Consider the following 19607-nt stretch of genomic DNA (forward strand, 5'->3'; position numbering starts at 1 on the left):
AAACAGTTTGATTAATTTGAAACAGGCTATTAAACAAACAGGTTGTACTTTACAACAGATTGCGACTGCTTGCGGCATGACAAAAGGTTATTTAAGCCAATTAATTAATGAAAAAATTAATAATCCTAGCGCGCGCAAAATTGCCGCATTGAATCGTTTTTTAAATATTGCATATCCATTAAAGCCTAAACGTATTGGTGTGGTATTTGGTAAGTTTTATCCATTGCATACAGGCCATATTTACCTGATACAGCTTGCGTGTAGTCAAGTTGATGAATTATATGTCATTCTTTGTCATGATGAACCTCGTGTTCGGTCGCTTTTTATCGATAGTTTGATGTCACAGCAACCGACAGTAAGCGATCGGCTACGATGGTTATTACAAACTTTCAAATATCAAAAAAATATTTATATTCAGTCCTTTGATGAGCAAGGCATAGAACTATACCCACATGGCTGGCAAGTATGGAGCGAAGAAATGAAAAAATTTTTAATGGCAAAAAATATTCAACCACAATTTATTTATTCTGGCGAAGTGGATGATATTGCGCATTATAAAAAATATCTTGGTGCAGAAGTGGTGCTTATTGATCCTGAGCGCAAATTTATGAATATTAGTGGCAATCAAATTAGGCAAGCGCCATTTCGGTATTGGGAATATATTCCAACGGAAGTAAAACCATTTTTTGTGCGTAAGGTAGCCATATTAGGTGGGGAATCAAGTGGTAAATCGACTTTAGTTAATAAGCTTGCGAATATTTTTAACACCACCAGTGCATGGGAATATGGTCGTGATTATGTTTTCTCTCATTTAGGTGGCGATGAGATGGCGTTACAATATTCTGACTATGACAAGATAGCATTGGGTCATGCAAAATATATTGATTTTGCCGTTAAATATGCTAATAAAGTTGCCTTTATCGATACTGATTTCATTACCACCCAAGCTTTTTGTAAACGATATGAGGGGAAACCACATCCTTTTGTGCAAGCATTAATTGATGAATATCGTTTTGATCTGGTTATTTTATTAGAAAATAATACCCCATGGGTTGCTGATGGATTACGCAGTTTGGGTAGTGATGAGGAACGTATAACATTTCAAAATTTATTGATTGAACTACTGATTGAAAATCAAGTGGAATTTGTGGTGGTTGATTTGCCTAATTATGATGAGCGTTTTTTACGCTGTATTGAGTTGGTTCAGCAACTGCTTATGATGGATGAAAAATCTCCGAATTTTTAAATTATAAGGCTTACTTTAGCAAGCCTTATTTTATTTGGCCTATTTATTTGCTCATCTTTTTATATTTGATGCGATGAGGTTCTAGCGCATCAGCGCCCAATGTCCGTTTTTTATAATCTTCATATTCACTAAAATTACCTTCAAAGAAAGTGATTTTTCCTTCATCTTGATAATCAATAATATGAGTGGCAATACGGTCAAGAAACCAGCGATCGTGGGAAATAACTAATGCACTGCCAGGAAATTCCAGTAATGCGTTTTCTAACGCGCGTAATGTTTCGACATCCAAATCGTTAGTTGGCTCATCCAGTAGTAGCATATTACCACCAACCTGAAGTAGTTTTGCCAAGTGTAAACGGCCACGTTCACCACCAGAGAGTTCTCCAACTCGCTTACCCTGATCAACTCCTTTGAAATTAAAGCGTCCGACGTAAGCTCTACTTGGAATTTCGAAATTACCGATACGCATAATATCTTGTCCACCTGAAACCTCTTCCCACACGGTTTTATTATTGTCCATGGTGTCACGAAATTGTTCACCTGAGGCAACTTTAACGGTTTCACCTAAGGTTATTGTGCCAGAGTCAGGTTGTTCTTGACCTGAAATCATGCGAAAAAGGGTTGATTTTCCCGCGCCATTTGGGCCGATAATACCCACGATAGCCCCTTTAGGGATCGAGAAACTAAGGTTATCAATTAAAACCCGATCACCATAGGATTTATTGAGATTTTCAACCGTTAAAACTTTGTATCCTAGACGAGGCCCTGGCGGAATGAATAGCTCGCTGGTTTCATTACGTTTTTGATAGTCAACACTGTTTAACTCTTCAAAACGGGCTAAACGGGCTTTTCCTTTTGCTTGCCGGCCTTTAGGATTTTGTCGGATCCACTCAAGTTCTTTTTCGATCGATTTGCGGCGAGCCGCTTCGCTGGAAGCCTCTTGTGCTAAGCGAGTCTCTTTTTGTTCTAACCAAGAGGAATAATTACCTGCCCATGGAATACCCTCTCCACGATCAAGTTCCAGGATCCAACCTGCCACGTTATCTAAGAAGTAGCGATCGTGAGTGATAGCAACAATAGTGCCTTCGTAATCATGTAAAAACCGTTCTAACCAGGCGACGGATTCTGCATCCAAATGGTTAGTTGGTTCATCAAGTAATAGCATATCGGGTTTTTCCAGCAGTAAACGACAAATAGCTACCCGACGCCGCTCTCCACCTGAAAGTTGTTCTATTTTTGTTTCCCAGGCTGGCATGCGTAATGCATCGGCTGCACGTTCCAACTGGTTATCCAAATTGTGTCCGTCATGTGATTGCAAAATGGCTTCTAACTGGCCTTGCTCTTTTGCCAGTTTATCGAAGTCAGCATCAGGTTCAGCATAGGCCGCATAGACTTCATCAAGGCGAGTAAGAGCATTTTTTATTTCACTAACTGCCTCTTCGACTGCTTCACGTACGGTATGATCAGGATTAAGTTTTGGTTCCTGGGAGAGATAGCCAATTTTGATCCCTGGATTGGGGCGTGCCTCACCTTCAATTTCAGTATCGATACCAGCCATAATACGAAGTAATGTTGATTTACCCGCTCCATTAAGGCCAAGAACACCAATTTTGGCACCTGGAAAGAAACTAAGAGAGATATTTTTTAAGATATGTCTTTTCGGTGGGACAATTTTTCCCACTCGATGCATGGAATAGACGAACTGTGCCAATTTATTCTACCTTTTAGCTAATTGAATAATTTTAGATATCAACGGGTTGCTTATCTCATTTGAAGAAAACATTCAGGCACTTAATTAAACTCTGCCTAAATTACTATTAATAATATTAATAAGATCTAATCAAAAATTTATTGCAGATCTTTAGCATAAAGTTTTATTAAAATAAATGATTACCTTATTCACATTGTAATGAGCCATGTAATTAAGAGGGTAGTTGCTGAGTGGTTATTATACACGATCCTATTTACTAATATTAATAGTTTAATTTTTATGTAGGATATTGTTCATCAAGCGTACTGGCAATCATTTTGCAATCCTAAGGAATTATATTTTTATTATCTATTTTCTTAAATTAGTTCAGTAATTATATTTGTTTTGGATAATAATATTTTATATAGATATAGTTATCTTAGACAGGAGTAAATAATGGCGTCGAGAAAATGGTGGCCAGAGATAATATTGCTGATAATACTCTGGTTACCTTTCCATGTTCTGGGTGATTCATTAGCCGCTCAACGGCTTTGTTGAATAAATCGAACTTTTAGGTGATTGGCGGAGCTGATCGCTAAATTCGTTTCAACATCAGGTCCCCATGGCAAAGCAAAAGTTTAAAATTACCAACTGGCCCGCGTACAACAAGGCACTCAGACAACGCGGTTCCCTGACGGTCTTGCTTGATGAGTCGGCCATCGCTGGATGGACTGACAGTTCTTCGCCTGAAGGTCGTGGCCGGCCGCTTTACTACAGCGATATGACTGTTACCACTGTCCTGATGATGAAGCGTGTGTTTAACCTGTCGCTCCGGGCATTACAGGGCTTCGTTGATTCGATTTTTAAACTCATGTCTTTGCCGCTATGCTGTCCGGACTACTCGCTGGTCAGCAGACGAGCAAAGAGCGTCAACATCAGCATAAAAACGCCAACGCGTGGTGAAATCTCGCATCTGGTCATCGACAGTACCGGTCTGAAGGTCTTTGGCGAAGGTGAATGGAAAGTCAGGCAGCATGGGGCTGACAGACGAAGAGTGTGGCGCAAGCTTCATCTGGCAGCAGACAGTGTGACTCATGAGATTATCTGTGCCGACTTATCGCTCAGCGGAACGACAGATGCGCAGGCACTGCCGGGCCTGATTAACCAAACCCACCGGAAAATCAGGGAAGTGTCAGCAGACGGTGCTTATGACGCCTGTTACTGCCACGATGCGTTGCTAAGAAAGAAAATCAGGCCCCTTATCCCGCCGCGAAGCGGAGCGAAATACTGGCCGGACAAGTACCATGAACGTAACCATACGGTGGCGAATCAGCGTCTGAGCAGGAGTAATGATATGTGGAAAAAGAAAGTGGGTTATCACCGGCGTTCAGTGGCAGAAACAGCGATGTTCCGCATAAAAACTTTGCTGGGTGGCCATCTGAGGCTGCGTGACTATGAGGCTCAGGTAGGTGAAGCAATGTCGATGGTCAAAGCGCTGAACCGTATGACGTTGTTGGGTATGCCACACAGCGTCAGGATCGGATAACAGCTGTAGCAGAGGGAGCCATCCTGGCGGCTAATTCTGATTTATTCAACAAAGCCCGTCAACGTTATATTATTAATTACGTTATTATATTTTTGTAAATAATAAAATGAAGCAATGGTTATTTTTTTATTTAAATAAACATCTTGCACTGCATTAATAAGAGCTATACCTTCTTTCATCGATTTTTTTAAACGCTTTTCTACCGAGAATTAATCCCATACCACCAGCACGTTTATTGATCACTGCAGTACGAACTGACTCTTTTAAGTCATTTGAACCAGGAGCACCGCCTGAATTAATTAATCCAGCACGACCCATATAGCAATTTGCTAATTGATATCTAACTAAATCAATCGGATGATCGGTTGTTAATTGGCTATATACCCGCTCATCGGTATCACCAAAACCAACAGCCTTGTAGCCAACATTATTTTTAGCCATTTTTTGTTTAATAATGCCAGCACCAATCGTTGCCGCCAAATGGTTTGCTTGGCCAGTAAGATCGGCACTAGTATGATAATCAGTTTTTCCTTTCTGAAAAGTTGAATTGCGTAAATATGCCCATAGTACTGTCACCATACCCAGTTCGTGGGCACGTTCAAAGGCAGCGGCAATTTCTTCAATCTGACGGCGGGACTCCAATGAACCATAATAAATGGTAGCTCCAACTGCTACCTGCCCCATTTCAAAAGCTTGCTCAACACTGGCATAAAGCGTTTGATCATATTTAGTTGGATAGCTAAGTGTTTCATTGTGATTCAGTTTTACTAAAAAGGGTATTTTGTGTGCATAACGACGTGAAACTGCGGCTAAAACGCCGTAGGTGGAGGCGACACAGTTACAGCCGGCTTCAATAGCCAATTCGACAATATTTTTAGGATCGAAATAAAGTGGATTAGCCGCGAATGAGGCAGCCGCCGAATGTTCTGCGCCTTGATCTAGTGGAAGAATTGAAAGGTAGCCACTACCTGCGAGTCTGCCGTGATCAAATAGGGTTTGCATCGAGCGTAAAACTGGGTTTGGACGGTTATTATCTATCATAACGCGATCAATAAAATCGGTGCCTGGTAGGTATAATTTTTCTTGGGCGATGGTTTGGCAGCGATGCTGTAATAGATTGTCAGCTTCTGTGCCTAGCAATGTCTCGATATCGGTCATAATTTACTCCCGTTTATTGACGTTGTGATTGATTGTTATCCATTATAGTGTGAAAAACAAGCTCGATTGCTTTAGTTAAGTGAGGTGGATCGCTTCATTTTAATGTTAGTTTTAGCGTTGGTTATTAAAGTGATGGATACTATTTTATTAACTATTTATGGTTATTTATTAACAATAGTTGCTGATAACAAGAGTGGAATTTTATCGGCCAAAAAAAGAAAAAGCTAACTCAAGGGAGATTGAGTTAGCAAAGAAGGTGGTTCCTAGTCTTACTATTAATTTTTAGTTCTACATTTTTCACTAACTATCTTATAATAATGAATATCGTATTGCTGTGATCTAATACATAAAAATGGAATTTTTACTTAAATTATGTATTGTTATTATCACTATTTTTAAGGTTACTAAAATTGCTTATAACTAAAGCAAACATATTACTGTTTACTTTAGTTTTTGAACTTACTTCATTGTTTGAATCTGTTGTTTGTGATGAGGGTTTCTGCTCGTTGTGCCAGCCAAATTGCGAAGTAATAGCGCAAACTGCAGATCAACATCCTCAGGGATCGGGAGATAAACTTTATAGCCATTACCTGGTGCAACTTGAATAGGTAGGTTTTTTTTATCAAATAAGTCAGTTAAGGTAAATTGAATATTCCCTGCTGGTGTCATTAACTCTAAATTATCACCCAGACAGAATTTATTTTTCACGTCCACTTCTGCCAGCCCATCTTTGCGTTGGACGGTGAATTCACCAACAAATTGCTGGCTATCAGAAACAGAATAACCATATTCATAGGTTTGGTACGCATCATGGTTATGCCGACGTAAAAAACCTTCGGTATAACCTCGGTGAGCTAAGCCTTCTAGTGTGGTTAGTAATGAGGGATCGAAAGGTTTACCCGCAACGGCATCGTCAATCGCCCGACGATAAACCTGAGCAGTTCGAGCACAATAGTAGAAGGATTTGGTACGACCTTCAATTTTTAAAGAATGGACACCAATTTGAGTTAAGCGTTCCACATGTTCGATTGCCCGTAGATCTTTCGAATTCATAATATAGGTGCCATGCTCATCTTCAAAAGCGGTCATATATTCACCAGGACGTTTGCTTTCTTCAATTAAAAAAACTTTGTCGGTAGGCTGTCCATTACCTAATGTCGGCTGAATATTTTTTATCTTAATCGGTTGATGATGATGAACAATATTACCGATTGCGTCTTCTTTTCCTTCTTGTACTTTATATTCCCAACGGCAAGCGTTGGTACAGGTGCCTTGATTGGGATCGCGCTTATTAATATAACCAGATAGTAAGCAACGACCAGAATAGGCCATGCAAAGTGCACCGTGAACAAAAATTTCCAATTCAATATCAGGTACCTGTTGACGAATTTCGGCAATTTCCTCAATAGAGAGCTCACGAGACAAAATAATTCTGCTTAATCCCATTTGTTGCCAAAATTTTACTGTTGCCCAGTTAACAGCGTTTGCCTGGACAGAAAGATGGATCTCCATTGCTGGAAATGTTTCTCTCACTAGCATAATTAGGCCAGGATCGGACATAATTAAGGCATCTGGTTGCATTTCGATGACCGGAGTAAGATCACGAATGAAGGTTTTTAATTTAGCATTATGTGGTGCAATATTAACCACCACGTAGAAACTTTTTCCCATTTCATGGGCTTCTTTAATGCCTTTAGCTAAATTTTCATGATTAAATTCGTTATTACGAACACGTAGGCTATAGCGCGGTTGTCCTGCATAAACAGCGTCCGCGCCATAGGCAAAAGCATAACGCATGTTCTTCAGCGAACCTGCGGGAGAAAGTAATTCTGGCGTAAACATATAATTTCTCAATCTGATAACAAGTCAGTACTTATTCTTAATCGGATAAGTTTTAAGTAGCTAATTCTAACGCCTTATGTGATGAAATCCAAATCAACCGGCGAGCGGATTAGCAAAATTTAATTAAACTAATTCCCAACGATAACCTAAACGGTATACTGAGCGGATAAATTGCCGCTCTTTATCTAATTGTTGCAGCTTGCGGCGCAAGTTTTTTATATTGCTATCAATGGTGCGATCAGTAACAATTCGATAATCATCATAGAGGTTATTCAACAGTTTATCACGGGAAAAAACTTTACCCGGATGTTGGATAAATATTTTAATAATCGAAATTCCGCCGGTGTTAATTCAATGGTTTGATTTTGATAATGTATCTGATAGGCGCTTTCATCAATAATTAGCTTAAAGTCACTATTTTCTGCTGTAGTTTGTCGATAGCAACGGCGTAAAATGGTTTTAATTCTAGCGATTACTTCACGTGGGCTAAAGGGCTTACAGATATAGTCATCACCGCCAATTTCTAAGCCAACTAAGCGATCAAATTCTTCCGTTTTCGCTGTCACAATGATAATAGGGATGTCTGAAAATTGACGTAATTGACGGCAGATTGATAAGCCATCTATACCTGGCAACATAAGATCAAGTAAAATCAGATCCGGTGGAAAATGTTTTACTTGGTTAACGACACAATTACCCTCGAGTAACCAATCGCTTTGAAAACCAGCGGCCTGTAGATAATCAACTAATAATTGGCCTAACTTTGGTTCATCTTCAACAACTAAAATACGGTAGCAGTGATGATCGCAACGCATACATTTTGGCTTTTATGGTTATCATCTAATGGAAATTCTATGCTAATTTTTACGCCTCCTAAAGAGGAGGCTTGTGCGATAATTTTGCCACCATGGGCTTCAACAATATTATAACAAATGGCCAAACCGAGTCCTGAACCTCCATTGGCGCGATTACGCGAACTTTCAACCCGATAAAAACGCTCAAAAATAAAGGGATATTGATCTACTAATAAGCCTGGGGCGCTATCTTGCCAAATGAGATAAAATCGCTGTTGTGAAACATAACCTTGGATCCTCAGTGAGCCAGCTGAATGAGTATAAAGTAAACTGTTTTCCAGTAAATTATGCCATAGTTGGGCTAAACGATCAGGATCAGCATGCAAAGTTACCACACTAGGTAAAATGATATTTAACGTTATTTTTTTATCAGCAAATCTGCCGCGATAGCTATTGATAGCTAACTCAATTTGTTGTACCAAATTGATATTTTTTTTCGATAAACCAGTGAACCGCGATCAGACAGGGATAACTGATGTAAATCATTGACAAGTTTAGTTAATCTATTCGTTTCAGCTAATAAAGAATGTAATGTTGTGACCGAAAGCGGCCGGACACCATCTTTAATTGCTTCGAGCTCACCACGTAATATGGCTAATGGTATGCGTAATTAGTGAGAGATATCTGCCATATAATAACGCCGCATATGTTCATTTTTTTCTAAAGTTGAGGCTAGCTGGTTAAAATCTTTATCCAATTGACCTAGTTCATCTCGACTCGAAATTCGCACGCGAACCGCAAAATTACCGGCAGTAAGTTGGTGGTTACGTACCCTTAAGGATATGTTTGATCGGTTTGAGAAAATTTCTGGCTAATAGCAATGAGGTGATTAGCGCTACCAGCAATGAGAACATGGTCACCAGAGAACTGGTGATATGTTGTTGGCGATCAAAATTAATATCCGCTTCACGACTGATTTTATCGGCTGCATTACTAATAACCCAACCTACGATCTGGTTATGATATTTGACCGGTTTTTGAATAATATCTTGGCTGGCAGTGGGTAATATTCCACGACCTGAAAGTCTGGTCATATTATGATCCACAATCCAAACTTGAGTACGCCAGCTTTTGGTTGAAGATTGAACCAGCAGATCATTTTCTTGTTCCAGGGTATTAATGATCTGGGTTACGGCGCGGCCATTATGATGCAAAAACGTCCAATTGCCGGTTTGCTGGTACTGTTCAGTCAGTGCTTGAGCAATTAGGCTGGTACGTAATTCATTGCTTTGTCTTATATAGCCAATAAAACCTTGCTCAAAACTTAATCTAATTCCCCAGTGCATAGTAAAAACGATCAACAGACATAGGGCAAAGATAGCAAAAAAAATTTACGGGTAACCCCCCTAAACTGTACTTTCATTCAAGCCTCGCAAACAAGCGCTTTTGTTGTAGATATGTCTACAGCTTATCGAAAGCGAAATAAACCACTGGGGTGGTATAAAGTGTTAATATTTGACTAACAATTAAACCGCCAACAATGGTTATTCCTAAGGGTTGGTGTAATTCATCACCATTACCTATAGCCAGAGGTAGCATGCAGCATGCCAAAAATTGCTGCAATGGTGGTCATTAATATGGGGCGAAAACGTAATAAGCTAGCTTTAAATATGGCATCATGTGCGCTTAGTAGCCCTTCTCTTTGTGCCTGGATGGCAAAATCCAACATAATAATGGCATTTTTCTTAACTATACCAATTAATAACATAATACCTATCAATGCAATTAAACTAAAAGGGGTATTGAACAATTCTAATGCTAATAAGGCCCCTAAACCGGCAGACGGTAAAGTGGAAATAATGGTTAATGGATGGATATAGCTTTCATAAAGGATACCAAGTACAAGGTAGACCGCGACTATGGCGGCAATGATCAGAAATAATTGTGTTTTTAAGGTTTGTTGAAATATTTTAGCGGTACCTGCGAAGGTACCACGTACAGTAGACGGCACACTTAATTGGATCATGGTCATTTCTATTGCGTTAATGGCATCATTAAGGGTGTAGCCTTCATTAAGATTAAAAAAAATAGTTGATGAGGAAGATAATCCTTGATGATTAACACTTAATGGCGCATTAGTGGGTTGCCATTTGGCAAAAAAGAGAGCGGAATCGGTTTACCATGTTTATTAATCACAAACATTTTATCTAATGTACTGGTATCTTGGGTATATTCAGGTGCCACCTCCATAACAACTTTATATTGATTCATTGGCTGATAAATGGTTGATATTAGTCGCTGGCCGAATGCATCGTTAAGTAAATTGTTTGCTTCTTTAACATTAATCCCTAATTGTGCCATTTTGTCACGATCATAATTTATCGCCATTTCAGTGCCTTTATCCTCTTTGTCAGAATTAACGTCCGCGAGTTGGGGCAGTGCTGCCAGTGCTTTACGAACTTGTGGTTCCCAGTAACGTAACTCATCTAGATCATCGGCAAGAAGAGTAAATTGATAACTGGCAGTAGCCTGACGCCCACCAGCCCGAATATCTTGCACGGGTATAAGGAATAAGTTAGCACCCGGTTCATTTGCCAGTTGAGTTCGCAATCGCACAATTACTTGATTTGCCGTTTCTTTCCGCTTATTTAGGGGCTTTAAAGCAATAAACATGAAACCGCTATTCATTCTGCTGCCACCAATAAAACCGGTCACATTGTCAATGCTAGGATCCATATCCAACTGCGTCATAAAACGGGTCATTTTAGTTTTCATGGCTTGAAAAGAGATACTCTGATCGGCCCGTACATAACCTAGTAACCGGCCAGTGTCCTGTTCGGGGAAGAATGTTTTTGGGATACTGATATAAAGATAAATATTTAAACCGATAGTGGTGAGTAAAACTAACAATACATTTCGTTGATGAGCTAAAACCCAATTTAATGTGACGCTGTAACTTTGTTGTATTTTTAATAATAACCGGCCAAAGCCCCTTATCTTATGGGTACTAAATTTTTTACTTTCTTTTAATAGATAAGCACACATCATGGGGGTCAGGGTAAGTGAAACAAATAATGAGATCAAAATTGCTGTGGCTAAGGTAATGGCAAATTCATGGAAAAAACGGCCAACTAGTCCTCCCATAAAAAATAGCGGGATAAAAACGGCAATGAAAGAAATACTCATCGACAATACGGTAAAACCAACCTCACTAACACCGATAATGGCAGCTTTATGCGGTGTTAAACCGTTTTCGATGTGTCGCATAATGTTTTCAATTACCACAATGGCATCGTCGACAACAAAACCGGTCGCGACCGTTAATGCCATTAGCGATAGATTATTAAGGCTGAAACCACATAAATACATCGCTGAAAAACTACCAATTAGTGAAACGGGTACTACAATAGCGGGAATAATTGTTGCCCGGCCAGAACGTAAGCATAGGAAAACCACTAAGATCACTAAACCGATCGCAATCGTTAATGCTCGCTCAACTTCTGTCAGAGAGGCTCGAATGGTCGGGGTTCTATCTTGGGCTGGTAGCATTTTTCTAAGTTCAGGTAGCTCAGCACGAATACGATCGACGGTAGCGATAATATTGGCGACAGCCTCGCGGCGAATGACTAAAATAATAGCCGGTTTGCCAGCAGTCATGCCGGCGGGGCGAATGTCTTGTACCGAGTCTTTGCTATTAGCAACATCCTGTAGTCTAACTACTGCGTTATTATGAGAATGAATAATAATGGGTTGATAATCGGCAGCGGTTTTTAATTCATCATTGGTTTTTATTTGCCAACGTTATTGTTCATCATTTAAATAGCCAAGTGGGCGACGAACATTGGCATTATTAATCGCTTTTCTTACTGTATCTAGGGCAATGCCTTGATTAAATAGTACCGTGGGATTGAGTTCAATACGTACCGCTGGCAGTACCGCCACTAACAGAAACTTCACTGACACCGGCTATTTGGGCAAGACGTTGTGCCATCCGGGTCGAAGCGATGTCATATATTTCAGCGATTCGATAGCTACTGGAAGTTAAGGTTAGGATCATGATTGGGGCATCGGATGGATTAGTTTTGTAGTAACGTGGGCGTGAAGGCATACCGGTAGGTAGCATGCTTTGCGCTGCATTTAATGCAGCTTGGACTTCTCTAGCAGCACTATTGATGTCTTTATCAAGCTCAAATTCCCGCGTGATGTTAGTATTACCTAGCGAACTGTTGGACGTCATTTCGTTAATACCAGCAATTTGACCTAAAGCCAGCTCTAATGGTGTCGCGACTGAAGAAGCCATGGTTTCCGGTGATGAACCTGGTAGTGAAGCGGTTACTTTAATGACGGGAAAATCTATTTGTGGTAAAGGTGCGATAGGCAGTAACATAAAAGTTAAAACACCACATAGGGTAATTGCTACGCTAAGTAGGGTTGTTGCTACCGGACGTTCGATAAATAATGCGAACAATTTCACAGCAACGGCTCCTCTCCCTTTGATGCCTGATTATGGTGATGGCCAGATTTCCAATGGCTAACTAGCCGGTCAAAAAGTAAATAGATCACAGGCGTAGTAAAAAGCGTTAATATTTGACTCAAAATTAAGCCACCAACCATGCAGGTTCCTAGCGGTCGGCGTAACTCAGCGCCGACTCCGGTACTTAACATTAAAGGCAGAGCGGCCATTGTGGTCATCAAGATAGGTCTGAAGCGTAATAAACAAGCTTGATAGATAGCTTCCTCGGGTGATAAACCTTGCTCTCGCTCTGCGGCTAACTCAAAGTCAATCATCATAATGGCGTTTTTCTTGACGATGCCTATCAGTAATATGATGCCGATGACGGCAATAATATCCAGTTCATAACCGGCTATCATTAAAGCTAATAGCGCGCCAACGCCAGCAGTAGGTAGGGTAGAAAGAATGGTAATTGGGTGGATAAAACTTTCATATAAGATACCGAGAACGATATACATGGCAATAATTGCCGCTAAAATACGCCACAAAGTATTAGCCAGTGCTTTTTCAAAGGCTAATGTTGCTCCTTGAAAGTGGGTAATAATGTCATGGGGTAATTCAAGCTGATTTTCTATCTGTTTGATTGTATTGACTGCGCCTTCCAACGAGCTACCTTTAGCGACATTAAAGGAAAATGTCGCCGAAGGAAATTGGGCTAAGTGATTAATTGATAAAGGGCCATAACTCTGTTCAACTTTAGCTAATATGGTTAGCGGCACCATAGTGTTTTGGTTGCTTCGTAAACGAATATTATTTAGCGCCGCCAGACCAACACCTCCTTCAACGCCATGCTCAAGAATAACTCGGTACTGATTAGCCTGGGTATAGATTGTCGAGATCATTCGTTGGCCAAACGCATTATATAATGCGTTATCAATGGCCGACATGCTAATGCCTAAACGGCTAGCTGTGTCGCGATCAACAGTTACTTTGGCAATTAAACCTTTATCTTGCCAATCACTACTTACGTCAGTAAGTTGCTGATTGGCTTTTAAAGAGTTGAGAAGCTTGGGTAGCCAAAATGAGAGTTGTTCTATAGAAGTTGCTTTTAAAGTAAATTGCTATTGGGTGCGGGAAATCTGGTTATTAATAGTCAGATCTTGCATCGGCTGTAAAAATAACTTGATACCTGGAATCTTATTAACTGCTTGTTGTAGCCGAGTGATAATGACATCTATCCGCTCATGGCGTTGATTTAATGGTTTAAGGGTAATTTGTAATCGCGCATTATTAAGGGCTGAATTGCTACCATCAACACCGACGAAAGTGATGACATTTTCTACCGCTTGATCGGCTAATATTTGTTCCGCAATTTGTTGCTGTTTTTCTGCCATTGAGGCAAAAGAACTCGATTGTGGTGCTTCGATTACACCTTGCAATAATCCATTGTCTTGTAAGGTAAAAAAACCTTTTGGGATCATAATATAAAGCAATGCTGTTAGTATCCATGTGCTAATGGCGACAGATAGTACTAGCCATTCGTGATTGAGAATGCGTTTAAGCCAGACACCATAAATAGCAATCAATTTATCAAAAAACAGCTCACAGCCTTTTTCAAAACGATTGTATTTAGTTTTTGCTTTAGATTTGAGTAAAAGGGCACACATCATTGGTGTTAGAGTTAGGGAGACAACAGCAGAAATTAAGATAGCCACAGCCAGCGTAATGGCAAATTCCCGAAATAAGCGGCCCACGATATCACTCATAAAGAACAGTGGGATCAGCACCGCAATTAATGAAAATGTTAATGAAATAATGGTAAAACCAATTTCTCCAGCGCCTTTTAGCGCTGCTGTTAACGGTTTATCCCCTTTTTCCAGATAGCGGGAAATGTTTTCAATCACCACAATCGCATCATCGACGACAAATCCTGTTGCTACTGTTAAAGCCATCAGAGTGAGGTTATTAATTGAAAAACCGCAAAAATACATGACGGCAAAAGTACCTACCAGTGATAGGGGAACGGCGATGCTCGGAATTAAGGTTGCGATACCATTGCGCAAAAACAGATAAATAACCATCACAACTAATGCGATCGCCAGTACTAATTCAAATTGGACATCTTTAACTGAAGCACGAATTGTGGTCGTTCGATCGGTCAGAATATTAACATTGACTGCTTTCGGTAAATTTTTAACTAATTCAGGTAAGATTTTGCGAATATTATCAGTGGTTTTAATGACATTCGCACCAGGTTGGCGTTGGACATTAATCACAATTGCTGGTTTTTTATTGGCCCAAGCGCCTAATTGGGTATTTTCCGATGCTTGTGAAATGGTAGCAATATCACCTAGCCGAATTGCGCCACCTTGCTTATAAGCAATAATTAGTGAGCGATAATCTGCCAATTATTTCATTTGATCATTAGCTGAAAGCGTAATTGCCCGAGTAGGGCCATCAAGGCTGCATTTAGCTGAATTGACATTGGCATTATTAATAGCTAACAGAATAGTTTCATTATCCAGTTGCGAAGAGGCGACGGCTTATGGATTTAGTTTAATACGAACAGCCGGACGTTGCCTGCCGGCGAGGGTGACTACGCCTACGCCATCAACCTGAGAAATTTTTTGCGCTACCCGTGTTTCAACCATATCTTGCAATTCAGTGATTGGCAGGGCGTTAGTGGTCACGGCTATGGTTAAAATGGGCGGATCAGCTGGATTGACTTTATTATAAATGGGTGGATAGGGGAGATCTTTCGGTAATAGATTACTGGCCGCATTAATGGCTGCTTGCACTTCTTGTTCAGCGATATCCAGTGCTAGCGATAATTGAAAAGTTAGCGTAATTACTGAAGAGCCGCCTGCGCTTTGGGAAAACATCTGCTTTAAACCAGACATTTGACCTAGTTGGCGTTCTAATGGTGCGGTGATAGCTGATGTCATCACATCAGGACTGGCACTAGGGTAAAGGGTAACCACTTGAATCGTCGGATAATCAACTTGTGGTAAGGCAGAGACTGGCAAAAAACGGTAACCGATAATACCAACTAATAAAATGGCAACCATAAATAGCGTGGTTGCAACCGGGCGTAGAATAAATAACCTTGATGGGCCACCACTTTGTAACGGAGTATCAAACTTCATTAAGATTTCTCCGTCGTGTTAGCATAAGATGTTAATTGATCTTGTGGGGTAACCAACTGAACTTTTACTCCATCAACTAGTCGGTCAACACCATCGGTAATAACCAAAACACCAGCATCTAACCCAGCGCTAATAATGGTTTTTTGACCATCCTGCAAACCCACCGTGACTTTATATTTTTTGACTAAATTATTTTTATCTAATGTCCAGACAAAGTGACCAATACTACCCATTTGTAAAGCAGCGGTTGGGATCACTACCACATTTTTTAGCGTATTCACTTGAATTTGGATATTGATAAATTGGTTAGGAAAAAGCCTATTATCCTGATTAGCGAAACGTGCTTTCATTTTTAATGTGCCAGTTGTGCTATCTATTTGATTATCGGTACTTAATAGGTAACCGGCGGCAATTTTGGCGCTATTATTACGATCCCAGGTGATCACTGGAATTTTGGTTTTTTGCTGTTGAGCAATTTGGATCAACGGAATATCTACCTCAGGCAGGGCAAATACGGCGTCAATAGGGGTTGTTTGGGTGATGATAACGATAGGTGAAGTTGAACCGCTGGTAATATAATTACCAATATCGATCTGTTTTAAACCAACCCGACCGGTAATAGGAGCCGTGATCCTGCTATAGGTTAGTTGCAGTTTAGCGTTACTAATTGCCGCCTGATCGATTTTAACACTGCCTTCTGTTTGCTGAACCAAGGTTCGTTGCTTATCTAACTCTTGTTGAGAAATAACCTTACTGGTAGCTAATTTTTGATAACGGGCTAAATCTTGTCGGGCATTATGCAATTGCGCCTGATCTTTGAGCAATTGTCCTTCTGCCTGCGCCAGCGAGATCTGAAATGGCCGTGGATCGATTTCGGCTAATAAATCGCCTGCTTTAACTGTTTGTCCTTCAGTAAAATGTAGCGCCATTAGTTGCCCCTGCACCCGACTGGTTACCATTACGGTATTGGAGGCTTGCACTGTACCTAAGGCGGTCAAAATGTGGGGAATACTTTGTCGCACGGATAATGCCGCTTGCACCGGCGGTAGCGGCGTTTTACGCGATTTTGTTGAGCTTTGCTTTGATACTTGCGTGCTTGATAAGGCAGCTGTCGTGGGGGGGTTGCGAATGAAAATAACGCCAGACAAACACCCCGCTAAGGGATAAAAAAATAATGGCAATAGCAGATATAACAATTTTTCGGCGGTGATTATTATTGTTCATCATGTCCTTAGCATTTTTTTGTACAGGTATCAGCAGATATTTTTAATTTCATAAATAAATTATTTATACACTATAGTTTAGCGACTATTTAATATAAAAAAATGGAGGAAATGTGGAAATTGTAATAATCAGAGTGAGATAAGCATAAATTAGCTAAATGTTATATATATTTAAGATAGTTATCATTAGCAAACTTGTATATTAATGTAGCCTTAACAAATGTCTAATAACTTAAAAGAATCGTTAATCGCAATTAAATAGCGGTTTTTTACAATAATTTTTTTTCAATCGTTCATATATTACTTCTTTTTAATTATAAATTAATCAAGGAATAATTGGCTTTGTTGAATAAATCGAACTTTTAGGTGATTGGCGGAGCTGATCGCTAAATTCGTTTCAACATCAGGTCCCCATGGCAAAGCAAAAGTTTAAAATTACCAACTGGCCTGCGTACAACAAGGCACTCAGACAACGCGGTTCCCTGACGGTCTGGCTTGATGAGTCGGCCATCGCTGGATGGACTGACAGTTCTTCGCCTGAAGGTCGTGGCCGGCCGCTTTACTACAGCGATATGGCTGTTACCACTGTCCTGATGATGAAGCGTGTGTTTAACCTGTCGCTCCTGGCATTACAGGGCTTCGTTGATTCGATTTTTAAACTCATGTCTTTGCCGCTGTGCTGTCCGGACTACTCGCTGGTCAGCAGACGAGCAAAGAGCGTCAACATCAGCATAAAAACGCCAACGCTTGGTGAAATCTCGCATCTGGTCATCGACAGTACCGGTCTGAAGGTCTTTGGCGAAGGTGAATGGAAAGTCAGGCAGCATGGGGCTGACAGACGAAGAGTGTGGCGCAAGCTTCATCTGGCAGCAGACAGTGTGACTCATGAGATTATCTGTGCCGACTTATCGCTCAGCGGAACGACAGATGCGCAGGCACTGCCGGGCCTGATTAACCAAACCCACCGGAAAATCACGGAAGTGTCAGCAGACGGTGCTTATGACGCCTGTTACTGCCACGATGCGTTGCTAAGAAAGAAAATCAGGCCCCTTATCCCGCCGCGAAGCGGAGCGAAATACTGGCCTGACAAGTACCATGAACGTAACCATGCGGTGGCGAATCAGCGTCTGAGCAGGAGTAATGATATGTGGAAAAAGAAAGTGGGTTATCACCGGCGTTCAGTGGCAGAAACAGCGATGTTCCGCATAAAAACTTTGCTGGGTGGCCATCTGAGGCTGCGTGACTATGAGGCTCAGGTAGGTGAAGCAATGGCGATGGTCAAAGCGCTGAACCGTATGACGTTGTTGGGTATGCCACACAGCGTCAGGATCGGATAACAGGTGTAGGTGTAGCAGAGGGAGCCATCCTGTCGGCTAATTCTGATTTATTCAACAAAGCCCATATTAATATAAAAATAGAATATAGGTAATGCTATGAAAAATAAAAAGATTCGCTATAGCAGAAACATAATTTATTTCATCGCCAGTTATCCTCTGTTACCGGTTTTCAGTTCCACTGTCCAACCAGCGGATGAAAAAACTCAACTAACGGTTAAAAATCAAATTGCTGTCATCGATATAGCGGCACCTAATCGGGCTGGTATTTCTCATAATCGATATCAGCAATTTAATATACCGCCAGAAGGTGCGGTGCTGAACAATGCTATCCAACCAGCGAAAAGTGAACTAGCCGGCCAGCTGGCTAAAAATGGGCAGCTTGGTGAACAGACGGCCACTTTGATTATTAATGAAGTAACCGGTTCATCTTCTTCCCAACTAAATGGCAAATTGGAAATTGCAGGCAAGAAAGCGGATGTGATCATCGCTAATCCTAATGGCATCAGTTGTGATGGTTAATATTGGTGGCTTAACCTTAACTAGCGGCCGGCCGACACTGAATCAACGAGGCGCATTCGCTCATTTAAAGGTGAAAAAAGGTGATATTACCATCCGTAATAAAGGGCTCTATAGTGGTAGTGAACAGTATACTGAAATGATCAGCCGTACTGTTACTATCAATGCCAGTATTCTGAGCAAAAATATTAGCTTGCTGCTAGGCATGAATGCGATTGACTATCAGACTAGAACAGTTTCTCAAATAACTAGCACGGACCTAAAACCACAATTTGCGGTTAACATTACAGAGCCTGGTGGGATTTATGCCAATCGCATTAAAATCATTGCTACCGAACGAGACAGTGAAGTTAAGCTGGATAATATTAAAACCAGCGAAAGTGATTTATTTGTTTCCGCTAAAGGGAAACTGACGCTAGGTCATATTACCACTAACAGGCATTTAATCGCCAAAGCGCCAGCCATTATAATTCCGGCAACCAGTGAAATTTTATCTCAGCAAAAGCTATTACTTGAAAGCGATAGTCTGATTAATCAAGGTAAAGTAACGGCTAAACATTATATTCATCTATTTAGTAATGTTATCAGTAGTCAAGGTGAAATCGCTAAAATTGCAGCTTATAATAATCTCTGACTACAAAAAAATGCTCAGGGTG

The 19607-nt window shown here is 40.6% G+C and carries 5 protein-coding genes and 7 pseudogenes; 4 read left to right on the top strand and 8 right to left on the bottom strand.

The window, feature by feature from the left end:
* The first annotated feature begins 7 nt into the window (after positions 1 to 7).
* Positions 8 to 1246, top strand: a complete 1239-nt coding sequence (nadR, locus tag E3U36_RS06615) for a multifunctional transcriptional regulator/nicotinamide-nucleotide adenylyltransferase/ribosylnicotinamide kinase NadR (protein ID WP_180815915.1) — start codon at positions 8 to 10, stop codon at positions 1244 to 1246.
* 43 nt (positions 1247 to 1289) lie between these two features.
* Here the strand turns inward: nadR and ettA are convergent, their stop codons facing one another.
* Entirely contained in the window at positions 1290 to 2957 is a 1668-nt protein-coding gene (gene ettA, locus E3U36_RS06620) for an energy-dependent translational throttle protein EttA (RefSeq protein ID WP_180815917.1), read from the bottom strand.
* A gap of 601 nt (positions 2958 to 3558) precedes the next feature.
* Here ettA and E3U36_RS06625 point away from each other — a divergent pair.
* Positions 3559 to 4482: an IS5 family transposase gene (locus E3U36_RS06625; RefSeq protein ID WP_180815918.1), complete on the top strand. Its 924-nt coding sequence runs from the start codon at positions 3559 to 3561 to the stop codon at positions 4480 to 4482.
* Positions 4483 to 4592: 110 nt separating this feature from the next.
* Here the strand turns inward: E3U36_RS06625 and fbaB are convergent.
* The 7 genes and pseudogenes from fbaB to E3U36_RS06660 form a co-directional block, all read right to left on the bottom strand.
* A pseudogene (gene fbaB, locus E3U36_RS06630) lies at positions 4593 to 5640 on the bottom strand (class I fructose-bisphosphate aldolase); the annotation flags it as partial.
* A 459-nt stretch (positions 5641 to 6099) separates the two neighbouring features.
* The gene (trhP, locus tag E3U36_RS06635) at positions 6100 to 7482 is read right to left on the bottom strand and encodes a prephenate-dependent tRNA uridine(34) hydroxylase TrhP (RefSeq protein WP_180815920.1); all 1383 of its coding nucleotides are present in this window, start codon (positions 7480 to 7482) and stop codon (positions 6100 to 6102) included.
* A 123-nt stretch (positions 7483 to 7605) separates the two neighbouring features.
* Positions 7606 to 8297 (bottom strand): annotated as a pseudogene (baeR, locus tag E3U36_RS06640) (envelope stress response regulator BaeR).
* Positions 8264 to 9667: pseudogene (gene baeS / locus E3U36_RS06645) on the bottom strand (envelope stress sensor histidine kinase BaeS). The pseudogenes baeR and baeS overlap by 34 nt, the downstream one beginning before the upstream one ends.
* Before the next feature lie 70 nt (positions 9668 to 9737).
* Positions 9738 to 12750, bottom strand: a pseudogene (gene mdtC / locus E3U36_RS06650) (multidrug efflux RND transporter permease subunit MdtC).
* Positions 12747 to 15875 (bottom strand): annotated as a pseudogene (locus E3U36_RS06655) (MdtB/MuxB family multidrug efflux RND transporter permease subunit). The pseudogenes mdtC and E3U36_RS06655 overlap by 4 nt, the downstream one beginning before the upstream one ends.
* Positions 15875 to 17099: pseudogene (locus E3U36_RS06660) on the bottom strand (MdtA/MuxA family multidrug efflux RND transporter periplasmic adaptor subunit). Before E3U36_RS06660 ends, E3U36_RS06655 begins: the two co-directional pseudogenes overlap by 1 nt.
* A gap of 412 nt (positions 17100 to 17511) precedes the next feature.
* Here E3U36_RS06660 and E3U36_RS06665 point away from each other — a divergent pair.
* Both E3U36_RS06665 and E3U36_RS13200 read left to right on the top strand, forming a co-directional pair.
* The gene (locus tag E3U36_RS06665; protein WP_180815922.1) at positions 17512 to 18435 is read left to right on the top strand and encodes an IS5 family transposase; all 924 of its coding nucleotides are present in this window, start codon (positions 17512 to 17514) and stop codon (positions 18433 to 18435) included.
* A gap of 96 nt (positions 18436 to 18531) precedes the next feature.
* A pseudogene (locus E3U36_RS13200) lies at positions 18532 to 19585 on the top strand (filamentous hemagglutinin N-terminal domain-containing protein).
* The last annotated feature ends 22 nt before the right edge of the window (positions 19586 to 19607 follow it).

The organism is Arsenophonus endosymbiont of Aphis craccivora, assembly GCF_013460135.1.
Lineage (GTDB): Bacteria > Pseudomonadota > Gammaproteobacteria > Enterobacterales > Enterobacteriaceae > Arsenophonus > Arsenophonus nilaparvatae.

What these genes read in the sequence shown, in the direction of transcription:
- E3U36_RS06625 (WP_180815918.1), top strand. Translation starts at nt 3,559, where the DNA reads ATGGCAAAGCAAAAGTTTAAAATTACCAACTGGCCCGCGTACAACAAG.
- E3U36_RS06665 (WP_180815922.1), top strand. Translation starts at nt 17,512, where the DNA reads ATGGCAAAGCAAAAGTTTAAAATTACCAACTGGCCTGCGTACAACAAG.
- trhP (WP_180815920.1), bottom strand. Translation starts at nt 7,482, where the DNA reads ATGTTTACGCCAGAATTACTTTCTCCCGCAGGTTCGCTGAAGAACATG.